The 15,003-nt window shown below is 66.6% G+C and carries 19 protein-coding genes; 6 read left to right on the top strand and 13 right to left on the bottom strand.

Annotation, left to right across the window (positions count from 1 at the left end):
• The first annotated feature begins 88 nt into the window (after positions 1-88).
• Positions 89-676: a TetR/AcrR family transcriptional regulator gene (locus tag AD72_RS14565; protein ID WP_037345872.1), complete on the top strand. Its 588-nt coding sequence runs from the start codon at positions 89-91 to the stop codon at positions 674-676.
• Here the strand turns inward: AD72_RS14565 and AD72_RS14560 are convergent.
• The 5 genes from AD72_RS14560 to AD72_RS14540 all read right to left on the bottom strand — a co-directional run bounded on the left by AD72_RS14560 (position 669) and on the right by AD72_RS14540 (position 6,042).
• The gene (locus AD72_RS14560; RefSeq protein WP_031467041.1) at positions 669-1,751 is read right to left on the bottom strand and encodes a 2-oxoacid:ferredoxin oxidoreductase subunit beta; all 1,083 of its coding nucleotides are present in this window, start codon (positions 1,749-1,751) and stop codon (positions 669-671) included. The two genes, AD72_RS14565 and AD72_RS14560, sit on opposite strands and share 8 nt — an antisense overlap.
• Positions 1,748-3,634, bottom strand: coding sequence for a 2-oxoacid:acceptor oxidoreductase subunit alpha (locus AD72_RS14555; protein WP_031467040.1), 1,887 nt, complete (start codon positions 3,632-3,634; stop codon positions 1,748-1,750). The genes AD72_RS14560 and AD72_RS14555 overlap by 4 nt, the downstream gene beginning before the upstream one ends.
• A gap of 296 nt (positions 3,635-3,930) precedes the next feature.
• The gene (locus AD72_RS14550) at positions 3,931-4,767 is read right to left on the bottom strand and encodes a siderophore-interacting protein (RefSeq protein ID WP_031467039.1); all 837 of its coding nucleotides are present in this window, start codon (positions 4,765-4,767) and stop codon (positions 3,931-3,933) included.
• 43 nt (positions 4,768-4,810) lie between these two features.
• Positions 4,811-5,584 (bottom strand): enoyl-CoA hydratase, encoded by a 774-nt coding sequence (locus AD72_RS14545; RefSeq protein ID WP_031467038.1) that lies wholly within the window; start codon positions 5,582-5,584, stop codon positions 4,811-4,813.
• 11 nt (positions 5,585-5,595) lie between these two features.
• Positions 5,596-6,042: an Lrp/AsnC family transcriptional regulator gene (locus AD72_RS14540; protein WP_031467037.1), complete on the bottom strand. Its 447-nt coding sequence runs from the start codon at positions 6,040-6,042 to the stop codon at positions 5,596-5,598.
• Positions 6,043-6,116: 74 nt separating this feature from the next.
• On the opposite strand from AD72_RS14540, the gene ddaH reads away from it, so the two are divergent.
• On the top strand, positions 6,117-6,971 hold the full coding sequence (gene ddaH, locus AD72_RS14535; protein ID WP_031467036.1) for a dimethylargininase: 855 nt from the start codon (positions 6,117-6,119) through the stop codon (positions 6,969-6,971).
• A gap of 21 nt (positions 6,972-6,992) precedes the next feature.
• Here ddaH and AD72_RS14530 read toward each other — a convergent pair whose 3' ends face one another.
• Both AD72_RS14530 and AD72_RS36545 read right to left on the bottom strand, forming a co-directional pair.
• Entirely contained in the window at positions 6,993-7,553 is a 561-nt protein-coding gene (locus AD72_RS14530; protein WP_031467035.1) for an HD domain-containing protein, read from the bottom strand.
• A 33-nt stretch (positions 7,554-7,586) separates the two neighbouring features.
• Entirely contained in the window at positions 7,587-8,057 is a 471-nt protein-coding gene (locus AD72_RS36545) for a hypothetical protein (protein WP_156365191.1), read from the bottom strand.
• A 435-nt stretch (positions 8,058-8,492) separates the two neighbouring features.
• Between AD72_RS36545 and AD72_RS36540 the strand changes: the two genes are divergently transcribed.
• The 3 genes from AD72_RS36540 (at position 8,493) to AD72_RS14520 (ending at position 9,945) form a co-directional block, all read left to right on the top strand.
• Complete coding sequence (locus tag AD72_RS36540; protein WP_156365190.1) at positions 8,493-8,648, top strand: hypothetical protein; 156 nt, start codon at positions 8,493-8,495, stop codon at positions 8,646-8,648.
• A gap of 235 nt (positions 8,649-8,883) precedes the next feature.
• Positions 8,884-9,600 carry a tyrosine-protein phosphatase gene (locus tag AD72_RS14525; RefSeq protein WP_031467034.1) on the top strand — a complete coding sequence of 239 codons (717 nt, stop codon included), beginning with the start codon at positions 8,884-8,886 and terminating at the stop codon, positions 9,598-9,600.
• A 9-nt stretch (positions 9,601-9,609) separates the two neighbouring features.
• Complete coding sequence (locus tag AD72_RS14520; protein ID WP_031467033.1) at positions 9,610-9,945, top strand: VOC family protein; 336 nt, start codon at positions 9,610-9,612, stop codon at positions 9,943-9,945.
• Positions 9,946-10,053: 108 nt separating this feature from the next.
• Here AD72_RS14520 and AD72_RS14515 read toward each other — a convergent pair whose 3' ends face one another.
• Positions 10,054-10,857: a siderophore-interacting protein gene (locus tag AD72_RS14515; RefSeq protein WP_031467032.1), complete on the bottom strand. Its 804-nt coding sequence runs from the start codon at positions 10,855-10,857 to the stop codon at positions 10,054-10,056.
• A 102-nt stretch (positions 10,858-10,959) separates the two neighbouring features.
• Between AD72_RS14515 and AD72_RS14510 the strand changes: the two genes are divergently transcribed.
• A complete protein-coding gene (locus AD72_RS14510) occupies positions 10,960-11,565 on the top strand; it encodes a TetR/AcrR family transcriptional regulator (RefSeq protein ID WP_031467031.1) in 606 nt (201 codons plus the stop codon).
• A gap of 1 nt (position 11,566) precedes the next feature.
• Here AD72_RS14510 and AD72_RS14505 read toward each other — a convergent pair whose 3' ends face one another.
• From AD72_RS14505 to AD72_RS14490, 5 genes are read right to left on the bottom strand one after another with little or no spacing between them, the layout of a single operon-like run.
• Positions 11,567-12,112 (bottom strand): HAD family acid phosphatase, encoded by a 546-nt coding sequence (locus tag AD72_RS14505; RefSeq protein WP_037345881.1) that lies wholly within the window; start codon positions 12,110-12,112, stop codon positions 11,567-11,569.
• Positions 12,113-12,141: 29 nt separating this feature from the next.
• Positions 12,142-12,567, bottom strand: a complete 426-nt coding sequence (locus tag AD72_RS14500; RefSeq protein ID WP_031467029.1) for a DUF3224 domain-containing protein — start codon at positions 12,565-12,567, stop codon at positions 12,142-12,144.
• Between the two features lie 32 nt (positions 12,568-12,599).
• Complete coding sequence (locus AD72_RS36535; RefSeq protein ID WP_156365189.1) at positions 12,600-12,764, bottom strand: helix-turn-helix transcriptional regulator; 165 nt, start codon at positions 12,762-12,764, stop codon at positions 12,600-12,602.
• Positions 12,765-12,789: 25 nt separating this feature from the next.
• Positions 12,790-13,629, bottom strand: coding sequence for an alpha/beta fold hydrolase (locus AD72_RS14495; protein ID WP_051898610.1), 840 nt, complete (start codon positions 13,627-13,629; stop codon positions 12,790-12,792).
• On the bottom strand, positions 13,626-14,975 hold the full coding sequence (locus AD72_RS14490; protein WP_231644836.1) for an amidase: 1,350 nt from the start codon (positions 14,973-14,975) through the stop codon (positions 13,626-13,628). Before AD72_RS14490 ends, AD72_RS14495 begins: the two co-directional genes overlap by 4 nt.
• Positions 14,976-15,003: the final 28 nt, after the last annotated feature.

Genomic DNA, 15,003 nt, shown 5'->3' with positions numbered 1-15,003 from the left:
CTCCTCCAGTGGCCGCGCGATCCGTCCCCTCCACCGTAGCGATAATCTTGCATACACTGCAATATTATTGAAAGGTAAACTGCCGCCCATGACCCAGCAAGGGTTGCGGGAACGGAAGAAGCAGGCCACCCGCACCACGATCGCCGAGCACGCGTGGCGGCTCGCGCTCGAACACGGCATGGACGGTGTCACCGTGGACGGGATCGCCCGCGCCGCAGGGGTTTCCCCGCGCACGTTCTTCAACTACTTCGCGACCAAGGAAGCCGCGATCGTGGCGCTGGTGCAGTTCTCCACCAGGCAGGCGGTCGAGGAACTGCGGGAGCGACCGGCGCACGAATCGCTCGAGCAGGCGTTCGACGCGGTACTGGAAGGAACGACGGGCGAGACCTCGATGCTCGGGATCGCCGAGATGCTGAACGCGAATCCGGGGCTACTGCCGCATTTGCACGCCGCGCTCGAACAGCCGGGCATGCTGATGCGCGAGGTGATCGCCGAACGCACCGGCACCAAACCGGACGAGCTGTACCCGGCGGTGGCCGCGGCCGCGCTCGCCGCCGCCTACCGGGTTGCGGTGCGGTACGAGGGCCCGCAGCAGCGAACCGTGCTGCGGGCCGCGATGCGCCAGCTCATGCACGGCATCGCGGAACCGCTGCCGGAACGCGGAGACTTCAGCTGACCGTCCAGGTGTCGTTGCCGCGCAACAGCTGCTGCAGATCACCAGGGCGCTTGGTCATCGCCGTCTGGACCTGCTCGCGGGCGAGGTCGTCGTAGCTCGGCGCCTGCACCTTGCGGAAGATCCCGGTGACCGTGTGCGCGAGATCGGAACCGGTGAGCCGGGAGAGCGCGAACGCCTGGGCGGGATCGGCCGCGGCCGGGTTGTGCGTGACCACCTGCTCCACGCCGACCTCGGCCAGCTTGCGCACGGTGAGTCCGCCGGTCTCCGGATCGCGCACCACGCCGTACTCGCGTTCGCCGTCGGAGGACTCGGGGCCGAACGTGACCGGCTCCCCCTCGCGCAGCGGGATGATCCGGCGCTCGGCCTCATCCCGGTCCTTGAGCATGTCGAAGGCGCCGTCGTTGAAGATCGGGCAGTTCTGGTAGATCTCCACCAGCGCCGAACCACGGTGGTTGGCGGCCGCGGTGAGGACCTCGGTCAGCCCCTTCTTGTCCGAGTCGAGTGCCCGGCCGACGAAGCTGGCCTCCGCGCCGAGCGCGAGCGAGACCGGGTTGAACGGGGTGTCCAGCGAGCCCATCGGGGTGGACTTGGTGACCTTCCCGGTCTCCGAGGTCGGCGAGTACTGGCCCTTGGTGAGCCCGTAGATGCGGTTGTTGAACAGCAGGATCTTGATGTTCACGTTGCGCCGCAAGGCATGCACGAGGTGGTTGCCGCCGATGGACAGCGCGTCCCCGTCCCCGGTGACCACCCAGACCGAGAGATCGGGGCGGCCGACGGCGAGCCCGGTCGCGATCGCGGGCGCGCGGCCGTGGATGGAGTGCATCCCGTAGGTGTTCATGTAGTACGGGAACCGCGAGGAGCAGCCGATCCCGGAGATGAACACGATGTTCTCGGGTTTGAGCCCGAGCGTGGGCAGGAAGGACTGCATGGTGTTGAGCACGATGTAGTCACCGCAGCCGGGACACCAGCGCACTTCCTGGTCCGACTTGTAGTCCTTGGCCTTCTGCGGTTCTTCGGTGCTCGGCACGAGGTCGAGCCCACCGAGCTGCGGTAGCCCCAGATCCGTCGCGGTCATGCGATCTCCCCTATGTGGTCGGTGAACACCTGCTCGAGTTCCTCTGCCTTGAACGGCAGCCCGGCTACCTTCGTGTACGAGCGCACATCGACCAGATACTTGCCGCGCAGCAGCAGGGCGAGCTGGCCGCCGTTCATCTCCGGAACGAGCACGCGTTCGTAGCGGCGAAGGACATCCCCGAGATTGGCGGGGAAGGGGTTCAGGTTGCGCAGGTGCGCGCTCGCGACCGGCATGCCCTTGGCGCGCACCCTTCGTGCGGCCGCGCCGATCGGGCCGTAGGTGGATCCCCAGCCGAGCACGAGCATCTTCGCCTCGCCACCGGATGGGTCGTCCACGGTCACATCCGGCACCTCGATACCGTCCACTTTGGACTGGCGGATGCGGACCATCGCGTCGTGGTTGTCCGGGTCGTAGGAGATCGAGCCCTTGCCGTCCTGTTTCTCCAGGCCGCCGATGCGGTGCTGCAGGCCGGGTGTCCCGGGAACGGCCCACGGGCGGGCCAGGGTCTCCGGATCGCGCAGATAGGGCCAGAACTCCCCGGAACCGTCCGGTGCGTTGGGCTCGTTCGCGTACTGCACGGAAAGATCGGGCAGCGTGTCCACGTCCGGGATCAGCCACGGCTCCGAACCGTTCGCGATCGAGCCGTCGGAAAGCAGGATCACCGGGGTGCGGTAGCGCAGCGCGATCCGGGTCGCCTCGAGTGCCGCGTCGAAGCAGTCGGCCGGGGTGGCCGGGGCGACGATCGGGACCGGGGATTCGCCGTTGCGGCCGAACATCGCCTGCAACAGGTCGGCCTGCTCGGTCTTGGTCGGCAGCCCGGTCGATGGCCCGCCGCGCTGCACGTCGATCACCACCAGCGGCAGCTCGGTCATCACCGCGAGCCCGATGGTCTCGGACTTGAGCGCGACACCGGGTCCCGAGGTCGTGGTCATGCCCAGCCCGCCACCGAATGCGTGCCCGAGCGCGGCGCCGATCCCGGCGATCTCGTCCTCGGCCTGGAAGGTGGTGACGTTGAAATTCTTGTGCTTGGACAGCTCGTGCAGGATGTCCGAGGCCGGGGTGATCGGGTAGGTGCCGAGCAGCACCGGCAGCTTGGACAGTTCGGCCGAGGCGACCACTCCGTAGGCGAGCGCGGTGTTCCCGGTGATCTGCCGGTAGGTGCCCGGCGCGAGCTTGGCGGGGGCGACCTCGTAGGTGACCGCGAAGGCCTCGGTGGTCTCGCCGTAGTTCCAGCCGGCGCGGAAGGCCAGGATGTTCGCCTCGGCGATGTCCGGCTTCTTGGCGAACTTGTCCCGCAGGAACTGTTCGGTGCCCTCGGTCGGACGGTGGTACATCCAGGAGAGCAGGCCGAGGGCGAACATGTTCTTGCAGCGCTCGGCGTCCTTTTTGCCGAGCCCGGTCTCGGCGAGCGCGCCCTGGGTGATCGTGCCCATGGCGACCTCGTAGACCTGGAAGTTCTCCAGCGAACCGTCTTCGAGCGGGTTCGCGGCATAGCCGACCTTGGTCAGGTTGCGCTTGTTGAACTCGTCGGTGTTGACGATGATGATCCCGCTCTTGGGCACATCGGCGAGGTTCGCCTTGAGCGCTGCCGGGTTCATCGCGACGAGCACATCCGGGCGATCGCCCGGGGTGAGGATGTCGTAGTCCGCGAAGTGCAGCTGGAAGCTGGACACTCCGGGCAGCGTGCCCTGTGGGGCGCGGATCTCCGCCGGGAAGTTCGGCAAGGTCGCGAGGTCGTTGCCGAAGGAGGCGGCCTCGGAGGTGAACCGGTCCCCGGTCAGCTGCATGCCGTCCCCGGAGTCACCGGCGAACCGGATCACGACCCGGTTCAGTTTGGTGCTCGAACTGTCGCCGACCTTCTCGTCGACCTCGCTCAGGCTCATCGCTTACCCGTACCTTCTCTCCACGCTCGGGCCGCTGCTCAGGGTTGCCAACCCTTTGCTTGCGCACCGTCGATGCTAACCGTCTTCGCTCGAGGCGCACCGAGTGCACATGGTGCTCCCACTTCGCAGGAAAACGCATCGTGTGCTGCATCATCGCGTGACCACCCGCTGGGCCTGCCGTGACTACTACCAAGCGCATGTCAGTGCCGCTGCATCGATTGTGTCGTACAAGCACCTGTGTGTCGGAGATCACGCCGTGCGTGTTTCGTCGTACGGAACTTCAGTTAGCTCGAGGTTCAGCCTCCCGCGGTTTCGAATTCCATCCGGTCGACCACATCCGGGTCGGTGACGTCCAAACCGTCCGCCATGGCCTTCTGATAGCGCACGATGCTGTCCGCATCGATCGCCGTACTGTCCACTCCGGCCTTCCAGTACGCGCGGGCCTGCATGTCCTGGCGGTCCACACCGCACTCCTCGAGGGTGAACCGGCGCAGCTCGCGCACCACCGCCGCCTCGGCGGCCAGCCATGCCTGGGTGCGCCCCTGCGGTGCGGCGACCGAGCGCACCAGTTCGGCCAGCGCCTCGCGGGGTTGCCCGATCGCCCAGTGCACGCTGGTGCGTGCGCGTTCGGGAAGCAGTGCCTTGTCCGATTCCTCCGCGGTGGAAAGGCAGACCAGCGCGGGCACTTCCGGGGGCAGTGATTCGAGGATCGCGGCGGCCGCGGGCAGGGCGCTCGCATCGCCCACGATGAGGTGCCGGTCGACCGGGGCGGCCGAGGAGAACTCGTGGCGCATCCCGGCGAACCCGACGACCTCGCCCGGTCCGGTGCGCTCCAGCCAGGCCATTCCCGGGCCGCCGCGGTGCTCGGCGACGTCGAACTCGATCCGATTGCGTTCCGGATCGAAGCTGCGCACCGTGTAGGCGCGGGGCAGCGGTTGCTCGCTACCCGGGAGCATCAGTTTGAACGCGTCCGCCGGCCAGATGTCGCGGTACTGCGCCAGTCCCGGGCCGTGCACCGCCACCCGGCGGAATCCCCGGGAAATCGGCCATACGCGCTCGACCTCGACCTCGCAGCTGAACGGGCCCTGTCCGTGCTGGGTGATCCGGCGGATCTCCTGCCTGATCGAGGTCATCGCGCGCTCCTTGACTATGTTAGCTTAGCCTAAACTAACATAGTCAGCGATGGCTGATCTTCGCCCGCATGGCCGCAAGGCGCTCGGCGAACGCGGGCGAGTTCAGCGATTCCACCTGCGGGGTCAGCTCGATGTCCACCGCACCGGCGTGCGCGTCCAGCGCGGCCGTCGTGCGCATGCTCGCCTTGGTGGCGAGTACCAGTTCCCGGGGCGCCTGGGTGGCCGGTTCGGCGAACTCCACCGCGGCGGCGACCGGGTCCTCGGCGACGGAATGGGCGAGACCGGCGTCCACCGCGGCCCCGGCGCCCAGGATCTGGCCGAACAGCACCATCGCGCGGGCGGTCTGGGGGCCGACGGCGCGCTGCAGCATCCAGGTCATCCCGCCGCCGGGGTGAATGCCCAGCTTCAGGAACCGCGCGTCGAAACGTGCCTTCGGGCCCGCGATGCGCACATCGGCGGCCAGCGCGAGATTCAGGCCCGCGCCCACCGCGGCCCCGTTCACCGCGGCGATCGTGGGCAGTCGTGACTCGGCGACCGCCAGGAAGCCCGCATAGACCGCGCGCAGCCCGCGCTCCTGCTCGGCCGCCTCACTCGCGTCCGCGAGTGCGGCGAGGTCCGCCCCCGCGCAGAACGCCGGATCCGCGCCGGTGACCACCAGCGCGTGCACCGAATCATCGGCCTCGCAGCGGGTCACTGCCTCGGCGAGCTCGGCGGAGAGGTCTGTGGTCAGGGCATTGCGGCGGTCCGGGTCGTGCACGGTGAGCACGGCGACGCCCCCGGTGTGTTCGGTGCGGATCTCAGCGCGGGTCTCAGCCATGGTCGGCGAGATTACCGCTCCGGCATCGGCGGGCGCTCCAACAGCGTGGACAACACCACCGTCGAAACCGTGGTGTCCACGATCTCCAGCGCACGCACCTGCTCCAGCACGTTCTCCAGGTGGTGCATGCTCGCCGCGCGCAGGTGCACGATCGCGTCCGCCGAACCCGTCACCGTGTACGCCGCGACCACCTCCGGGAACGGCTCCAGCGCGCCCCGGATGCGTGCCGGGGTGATGTTGCCCCGGCAGTGCACCTCGATGAACGCCTCGGTGCCCCGCCCGATCGCCTCCGGGTTCACCACCGCCGTGAACCCGCGCAGCACGCCGAGCTCGAGCAGCCGGTCCACCCGCCGCTTCACCGCGGGCGCCGAGAGCGCCACCTCCTTGCCGATCTCCGCATAGCTGGCGCGCGCATCGCCCACCAGTGCCGAAATGATTCGCTGATCCGTGGCGTCCATGCGCAACATTCTGCATGTCCATCCGCAACATCGCGACATTGTTCGCTGGTCATCACGCACATAGATTTGGTGTTATGACGATCTTGGAGTCCCCCGGCGGCCAGCTCATGGCCGAACGCGTACCCACCGTGCGCAGCTACCTGATGTGCCCCCCGGAGTTCTTCACCGTCGAATACTCCATCAACCCCTGGATGGACCCGGCCGCGGGCGTCGACACCGAGCTCGCCATGCGGCAGTGGACCCGGCTCGCCGAAACCTACGAACGGCTCGGCCACCACGTGCACCGCATCCAGCCCCAGCCAGGACTGCCCGACATGGTCTTCGCCGCCAACTCCGGGACCGTCATCGGCGGCAAAGTCCTCGGCTCCCGATTCCGTGCGCCACAACGAGCCGCCGAAGCCGAACACTTCCGCCGCTGGTTCCTCGAAAACGGCTACACCGACGTCGTCATGCCCACCGCCATCAACGAAGCCGAGGGCGACTTCGCCTGGACCGGGAGCCTGCTGCTCGCCGGGACCGGATTCCGCACCGACGAGCGCGCACACGGCGAGGCACAGGAAGTGCTGGGCGTGCCCGTCGTTTCCCTGCGCCTCATCGACCCCAGCTACTACCACCTCGACACCGCCCTGTTCGTGCTCAACGAAGGACCCGGGGCCAACATCGCCTACTACCCCGAAGCCTTCTCCCCCGGATCGCGGGAAGTACTGCGCCGCCTCTTCCCCGACGCCGTCATCGCGACCGCCGAGGACGCCGCCTGCCTCGGCCTCAACGGAGTCAGCGACGGCTACCACGTCGTGCTGCCGACCGAGGCCACCGCGCTCGCCGAACAATTGCGCGCCCGTGGTTATGCGCCGCTGCACGTGGACATCTCGGAATTGCGGAAATCCGGCGGTGGGCCCAAATGCTGCACCATGGAATTGCGGGGATAGTTCGGTCACCGGGTCTCCGTACTACGCGTAGACGATGCCCGCCTCGGTGAGCCGTTCTTCGGTGCGGTTCACGGCCGCGGTGAGCTCGGAACACGCCGCGTGGATGAAGGACGTCACGAGGTCGGTGGGACCGTAGCGGGCCTGAATTTCGTTCAGCCGTTGGTCGACCGTGGTAACCCTGCCATCCGGTGTCGTGGTCATATCCGCCCACCAGAGGGCATCGCGCAATGGCGTTGTCTCGTCGGTGAATTCGGCCAGATCGCCGCCGAGATCGCGGAGTTCGGCTTCGCGGTATGCGCAGGAGTGGTGCGCGACCAGGTGCACGAGCCGTTCCGGGGCGTCCGTGGCCGCCAGATAGCGGGCACCGTCGAGCGGATGGAACTGCGTGTGGGCCAGCTCGGGCGCGTAGCCGATATCGTGCAGCAGCCCGGCCGCCGTCAACAGCTCGGCCTCGTCATCCGGGAACAGCGCGCCCGCGACCGCAGCTCGGGCACCGACGCCCTGCACATGAGCCCACCGCCGGGGCAGCATCGTTTCCAGCTTGGTCTGCGCCTTTTTTCGCGCCCACCTCACCAGGTCCACGGATTCACGGTAGTGACGACCGTTAGTGTGTGTCTAACGGTTGCTCACGTCAGAAGTGGTCGGGAACATATCGGGCTCGATCGTGAACGGATCTGAATGCCATGCACGGTGACGACCGTACCGTGAGTATCCTTCGGCATGAGCTCTACAAGAGAGTCTGCCATCGGTCAGGCCGAGGTGCTTGATCCAGTTGTACAACCACTGAGCCGTAAGATCCTGCTGAACGGCCCTATGAGGTTCCAGTGCACCATCAAGTTCGAACCACATCGGATCGCAGTCGTCTTCCATTCGCTCAATTCCAATGGCTGTTAGCTGAACGCCAGAGGTAGACGGATTGTGAACCGCTATTTTGATCTTGAGGAGACCGTTGATCCCGAAGAAGAGTCGCGCATCAACGGTAGTAGGAAGATCTTTCTCCTGCTCGTCTCTCCATCGTGCGTAGGTCTGGTAGGTAGTTCCGAGCAGTGACAGTGCCGCAATGACAAGTGCTATCCAGGCGACCATGTGTCTGATTGTCGCTGGTTGCTGATGAGTGATCGGCAGCGCGCTCTGGATGCGATCTCCGTGAGTCGGAGTAAGTGGCAAGGACAAGGGGGCATGGATCAACGTATGAGTTCCCGCGGCTGATCAGGCGTCAGCCATGGGGTTCCACGGTGGATCATGTGGTGGCAGTTGGCGCGAAGGAGGACAAGGTCCGCCAGCTTGGTTTCGATCTCACCCGATGTATGGAGTGGGGTGACATGCTGGTTCCGTCAAATCTGCCTGGACCGGGTCTCTTGGTCAGGGCGCGAGCGGGTGACGCTTCGTGGACCGTGTGACTGGCTCGATAGGTTAGGACAGCATGTCGAGGTCAGCAAGCTCGATGAGCGATGCCAGGACGAGAGGGAGAAGAGCGACGGTAACAATACTCCGATCGAATGGGATTGGTGAGCAGAAGTGGTGCGCGATTACACAGAATTCCCGGATCTTTCGGAGCTTTACCTCGAGGACAGCTCCGTGCTCGATGCCCACGAAGAGCCGGGGAGCCTGTCGTTCAAGGTGGACGCCGTACTCACCCCGGAAAACCTGCGATATTCTCCGAAACCCGGTGAGTAGCATTTGCTATGCGGATGTAGTGCTCTCATTCACAGAGATTAGTGCCACGAACTGGATCGAGCGTATCTTTCGGCCGAGTGTGGATGCCAATGATGAGATCGACTATGGCAACATCGACTCATTGGTTTACCACGAGGGTCACTATAAGCTCGAAGGTGACTGGGACAGGATGCACGTCTACCGCAATGCGGATCCGACGGTCACCTACTTGTAGCGCTGAACCAGACCTGCGGCGATGCGTCCTACGGATGTGACCGACAGCAGGGAGCTCTCTTGGGAGGGCTGTGTCAATGCTCGTGATCTGGGCGGGCTGGGACGAATCCGGCGGGGTGCGGTGGTCCGGATGGAGGCGCCGACGCGGCTGAGTGCGGCGGGCTGGACGGCGGCCTGGGACTATGGGGTTCGCACGGTGCTGGATCTGCGCAATGCCGATGAGTGTGTACCGGATGAGGCGCAGCGGCCGCCGGGGATCACGACGGTGCGGGTTCCGCTGGATCCGGTGGGAACGCCGTTCTATGAGCGCTGGAGCAGGATCGACAATTTTGCCTCGCCGTTGTATTTCCCGGCGATGTTGGCGGAGTATCCGGAACCGGTGATCACGGCGGTACGGGCGATCGCCGATGCGGCTCCGGGATGCGTGGTGTTCCATTGTTCCGGCGGTAAGGACCGTACCGGGCTGCTTGCTCTGGTGTTGCTCACTTTGGCGGGGGCGAAACCCGAGGATATCCTCGCGGATTATCTGCTCAGTTATGAGCGTATGCGGCAGCTGTTGGCGGAGCTCGGTATCGGTGATCAACTCGTTGCGGTGCGCGAGCTCCTGGCGAGTCATGGCACGACCATCGAGGATTCGCTGTTTTCGACGATCGGTTCGCTGGCGATGCCCGGTTTCCTCCTGGGCAACGGTCTTTCCGAGTCCGAACTCGACGGTCTGCGTGCTCGCCTGACGGGTTAGACTTGCACTGTGTCCCTCGCACTGTTCGCGGGAATTCCGGTGAGCGACCACGCGGCCGCGGTCGCCTGGTATGAGCGGCTTTTCGGGCGGCCCGCCTCGTTCGCGGCGACCGAGACCGAATCGGTGTGGGAGCTCGGCGAGAACAGCTGGGTGTATGTCGTGGCGAACCCGGAGCACGCGGGCCACGCGATGAATACGGTGCTGGTGGATGATCTCGACGCGGTGGTCTCCGGGATCGCCGAACGCGGTATCGAGCCGGAGAAGCGGGAAACCTACGACGGGGGTATGCGTAAGGTGATCTTCCGGGATCCGGACGGTAATGAGTTCGGTTACGGTGGCCGCTGACGAAATGCATTGAGGGCTCCCGGATGGTGCGCTCCGGAAGCCCTCTCGCCATAGGCTACCTGGATTCCTCGGAATCCGCATCTTTTCTGTGGTGTGATCCGCGCCGAATCAACCGGGGCTGGACCGGCCGTGGCGCCAGTAGCCGAAGAAGGCGATATCGGCTTTGGGGATACCGCGTTCGTTGACCAGGTGGCGGCGTAGTCCGGTCGGCAGTTTCGCCTCGCCCGCTACCCAGGTGTAGAAGGGTTCCGGGGGTAGCTGGGCATTTCGCACGGTTTGCAGTGCGAGTTCTCCGGGCAGGGTGTCCGCGCGCTCGCGGGGGAGCCAGTGCACGCGAACTCCTTCGGGGGCGCGGAAATCGTGCTGGATATCGGCGGTTTCCGGGACTTCGAGGAATACCTCGGCGATGAGTGTGGTGGGAGCGTTCTCGAGGATGGCCAGGATCGCGGGCACCGCGCTCTCCTCGCCGACGAGCAGCTGCCAGGATGCCCTGGCCGGCGGCAGGTAGGTCACGCCCATGTCGAAGATGCCCGCGGGATCACCGGGCTTGGCGTGCTGGGCCCAGGTGGATGCGGGGGCGTCGCCGTGCAGCGCGAAGTCGATGTCGATCTCGCCGCGTTCGGGGCGCGCTCGCCGGATCGTGTAGTTGCGCACCCAGGGGCGACGTGTCTTGGGCATCATGAGCACCTGTGCCATCCACGCTTCGTTGGACAGCGTCGGCATGGTCAGCCGGTCCTGTCCTTCGCGCGGGAAGAACAGGCGCACGGTCTGGTCGTCGCCCGAGGGTTTGAACTGGTCGAGTTCGGGGCCGCCGAGGGTGATGGTGGTGAAGCCGGCGCTGCGCCTGGCGGTGGCGAGCACTTCGAGGGTGATCATCTTCCGGGTGTCGGGCATCCGCACTTTGGGAAGCATCACATCGCCCCTTCATCGGCATATCCGCAGCTCATGAGAATATTATGAGCAATAACTTGTGTTTGGCGCTACTCGCTTTCGCGCGGCGCATCCGGAGGTGTCATGACGGCGGACAGCAGGCGACTTCAACCACGTAAACGGCCGCGTCAGGTGCGGGCGGAGCTCACCAGGCAGCGCATCCTCACCGCGGCTGCTCACGTTTTCGCCGAGCACGGCTACGCCGCGGGAACCACCAACCGGATCGCCGAGCAGGCGCGGATCTCGATCGGTTCGCTGTATCAGTACTACCCGAACAAGGACGCGATCCTGAGCGAGCTGCTGCTCCGGCATCTGGACGTCGCGGCGGCTTCCGGTCCTCTCCCGCCCGAGGGCTCGCTGGAGGAGATCATCCGGGGGCAGGTGCGGGCGGTGATCGAGAATCACCGGGATGATCCGCAATTGCTGCGGGTGCTGATCGAGCAGGCTCCCCGCTCCCCCGAACTATTGGCGAAGATCGATCAGTACGAGCGCTCCCGGGTCGCCTATGTCCGGGAACTGCTCGGCAGTCATCCGGAGGTCCGGGTCGAGGACACCGAGACCGCCGCCCGGCTCATGGTGTCCACGGTCGAGCTCGTCGTGCACAAGCTGGTCGCGGCGCCCGATCCCATCGATGTCGGCCGGTTCGAGGAGGAACTGGTCGCCATGCTCACCCGCTATCTCACACAGTGATTCAGGAGAGCTGTTCATCGTAATCGGGCAGCTTGAATCCGCGCTCGTAGTTTCCGCCCGTCATATCACCGGGCCGGTTTCCCACATTGGCGATGATCGTGTAGCCCTGTTGTGCGTACTCCTGGCGGCAGCGCTGTTTCACATCGGTGGCGTGCTGGTCGCCGGATTGCCGGACGCAGGTTCCGTCGACGCGATAACCGACATCGGTCAGTGCTTTGCGGGCGCCGTCCGCGTCGGTCCGCGCGCTGGCGATCAGGATCGAGATTCCGAGCCGGTGACCGGTCTCGGCGAAATCGAGCACATCCGCGGTTGCGTGACCGCGGCGATAATGCGTCTCCAGGGCGGTGTTGTCGATATCGGTCACGATCGCGAGTTTCTTCCCGCCCTGTTCGACCCGCTTGTTCAGGTAATCCGTCCCGCCTTGCATCGCTTTGTGCACATCGGCTTTCCAGATTTCGTAGCTGGGGAGCGCCGCAGCGGAAGCGGGCTGGGCGCCGGACAGGGCGGTCATGGCGAGGAAACCGGCTACGAGTGCGGCGTGGCGCATCGGCATGCTCCGTTTCGCGAACGTGAGGTTCACCGTTGCCAGTCGGCGAAATCCTGCTGGGTGTCGAAATAGTAGGTGAGGGTCAGGACGCCCATGGTGGCCTCGGTCGCTTCACCCCGCAGTCCGGTCAGCTCGCCGGTGCCGGAGTGCGGCACCACGGTGCCGAAGGTGTTCTGGGCTCCGTTGTCGGCAAGGCCACCGTGCTGGATGACGAAGGTGCCGCTGCGGCCGTCCAGGCTTGCGCGGATGAGTTCGGAGGCCACGTAGCCGCTGCCCAGATTGCCTTGGGCGGTGAGCACCTCGACGAGGCCGGTGCCCTCCAGCGTTCCCCGATAGTTCTTGCGGATCGTGATTCTGGTGAGTCTCGGGCCGTCCTCGGGTTCGTGATAGGGAACCTCCTCCCAGTTCTCGATGTCGAACTCGGCCTGAATGGTCTGCGCGGTGAAGTCCGTCATGACTATAGAGTGTGCCACTCCGGACCGCGTGCTCAGTAGTACTCGCTCGGGGAAACGCCGAGCGCACCGGAGAACATGCTGATGAAGGTGCCGGTCCTCGCGTAGCCGACGGCGTCGGCGAGGGGAGCGGTGAGTCCCGTGCACCGAACCTGGCTCCGGGCAGCGGGAAATCCGGAAACGCTGCGCGGGCAAGTCATTGCCCGGAACGGAGACCGAGACGGGTCACCCGGCGGTCCTGGCGAGGATCCGAGTGGTGACCAGTTCGGTCGCCGTCACGGGGAACAGGTGCCCTTCGCCGGGAACGGCCTCGAACCGGCAGTCCGGGATGAGGGCGGCTCGGCGTTCGGCTACCGGCAGTGGGCACAACGCACTGCGCGCGCCGGCCAGCACGGTCGTCGGTGCGCCGAGCGAGCGCAGTTCGTTGTCCCGCAACGGAACCGGGGCACAGGCGCCGAGCCGGAACAGCGGCATGGCGCGCAGCGCGAAGCTGAGCGCGGGATCCGTGGCGCGCAGCGGCCCGATGCGGGTGCGCAGAGCTTCCGGGGCGAAGGCGAACGGAAGCAGGCCGAACAGCCAGCCGTAGAACCGCGCGCCGAGCGGGGCGAACACCGGGGCGTCGAGCAGGGTGAGGGTGCGCACCCGTGCGGGATACGCGAGGGCGAAACTCGCGGCGAGCCAGCCACCCCGGGAGACCCCGGCGAAGTCGGCGCACTCGATCCCGAGGGAATCCAGGGTTTCGGCGAGCCAGCGCATGGTGGTCGGTGGGTCGGGCAGCGGGGCGCGCTGGGTGTTCCTGCCGAGCTCGCCGAGCGGATCGATCGCATGGACGCGGTGCCGCGCACCGAGTGCGGGGGCGTGCCTGGCGAAGCTGAGCGAGGTCAGGTTGGCCCCGGGCAGCAGCACGAGCGGGGTTCCGTCCTCGGGCCCGAAGCGGCGAACCCGGGTGGTGCCGAAGCCGGACTCCACGTCGAGTTCCTCGGCCGGTACCGGCCACTGAGCGGCCAGCTCGGCGTACCGGCGCTCGAAGCAGCGCCGGGCCGAGTCGGTACGGAATCCGCTCATGGCCACAATGCTCGCACGGCGGACCGGTCGAACGCGATGGCTTCCTCGAGTTCCTCGGCGACATCCAGCAACACCGTTTCGTTCCCCGGTGCGGCGACGAGCTGCACGCCGACCGGAAGCCCCTCGACCAGGCCGCACGGCAGGCTCACCGCGGCGGCACCGGCCACGTTGAACGGCACGGAGAACGGATAGGCGCCCCACAGCGCGTCCACCTCGGTCCCGCCGATCGACCGCGGCCGCTGCCCGTGCGGGAAAGCCGGAACCGCGACCGAGGGAGTGACCAGCAGATCGACCTCGCCGAACAGTTCGGCGAACCGGGATCGGTACTCCCGTAGCGCGCGCTCGGCCTCGGCCACCGCGGCGGGTTCCAGGCGGGCCGCGCCGCGCAGGGTGGCCAGTTCGTAGCGGGTGAGCCGATCGTCGAAGGTGCCGAGCAGATGCCCGCGTTCCTGGTGTTCCTCGGCGAGCACGAGCGGACCGAAGATCTCGGCCCAGCCCTCGATCGGCAGCGGGCTCTCCAGGAATTCGTGCCCCTGCTGTTCGAGCAGTGTCACCGCGCCGTGCACCGCCTTCGCCACGCCCTCGTGCACCGGCCTTCCCTGTGGTGCGGGGAAAACCGCGATCCGCTTCCGGCCGGTGGCGCTGCGCGGATAGACCCGGTCGGCGAGCACGCCGAGCAGCAGCCGCGCGTCCGCGACGCTCGAGGTGATCGGACCGGGCCCGGAAAACGGTGTCATGGCGCGGAAACCGTTCTCATCGGCGCACAGTCCCTGACTCGGCTTCACCCCGACGAGCCCGCAGAAGGCCGAGGGAATGCGCACCGAGCCGCCGCCGTCGCTGCCGATGCTCGCCGTGGCAAGGCCCGCGGCGACCGAGACCGCGCTGCCACCACTGGAACCACCTGGGGTGCGTTCGGTGTCCCAGGGATTCGCCGCTTCCGGGCCGAGCAGGTTCTCCGAGGTGGCCGCCTGACCGAACTCCGCCATGTTCGTTTTCCCGGTGATGACCGCGCCTGCCTCGCGCAGGCGGCGCACCACTCCGGAATCGGTGAGCGCGCGGGCATCCTTGTGCAGCAGCGAACCGAGCCCGGTCGGCGCACCGGCCAGATGGAAACAGTCCTTGACCGAGAGCGGGACGCCGAGCAGTTCCCCGGTCTCGCCGCGCCGGTATGCCTCGGTGGCCGCGCGCGCCTGTTCGGTGGCGATTTCCCCGGTGCGGCAGGCATAAGCGCGCAGTTGCGGCTCGAGGCGATCGGCCCGCTCGGTGAGGAAGCGCAGGTGTTCGGCAGGGCTCAGCTCCCCGGTGCGGAACGCGGTGGTGAGCGCGGTGATCGAGGAGAAGGTCACCCGTTCATGCTCTCGGGACCTGCCGGGC

This window comes from Sciscionella sediminilitoris, from assembly GCF_000737195.2.
Classification (GTDB): Bacteria; Actinomycetota; Actinomycetes; order Mycobacteriales; family Pseudonocardiaceae; genus Sciscionella; species Sciscionella sediminilitoris.
Note: the sequence above shows the minus strand (reverse complement) of the source record. Positions and strands in the feature narration are given on the sequence as shown.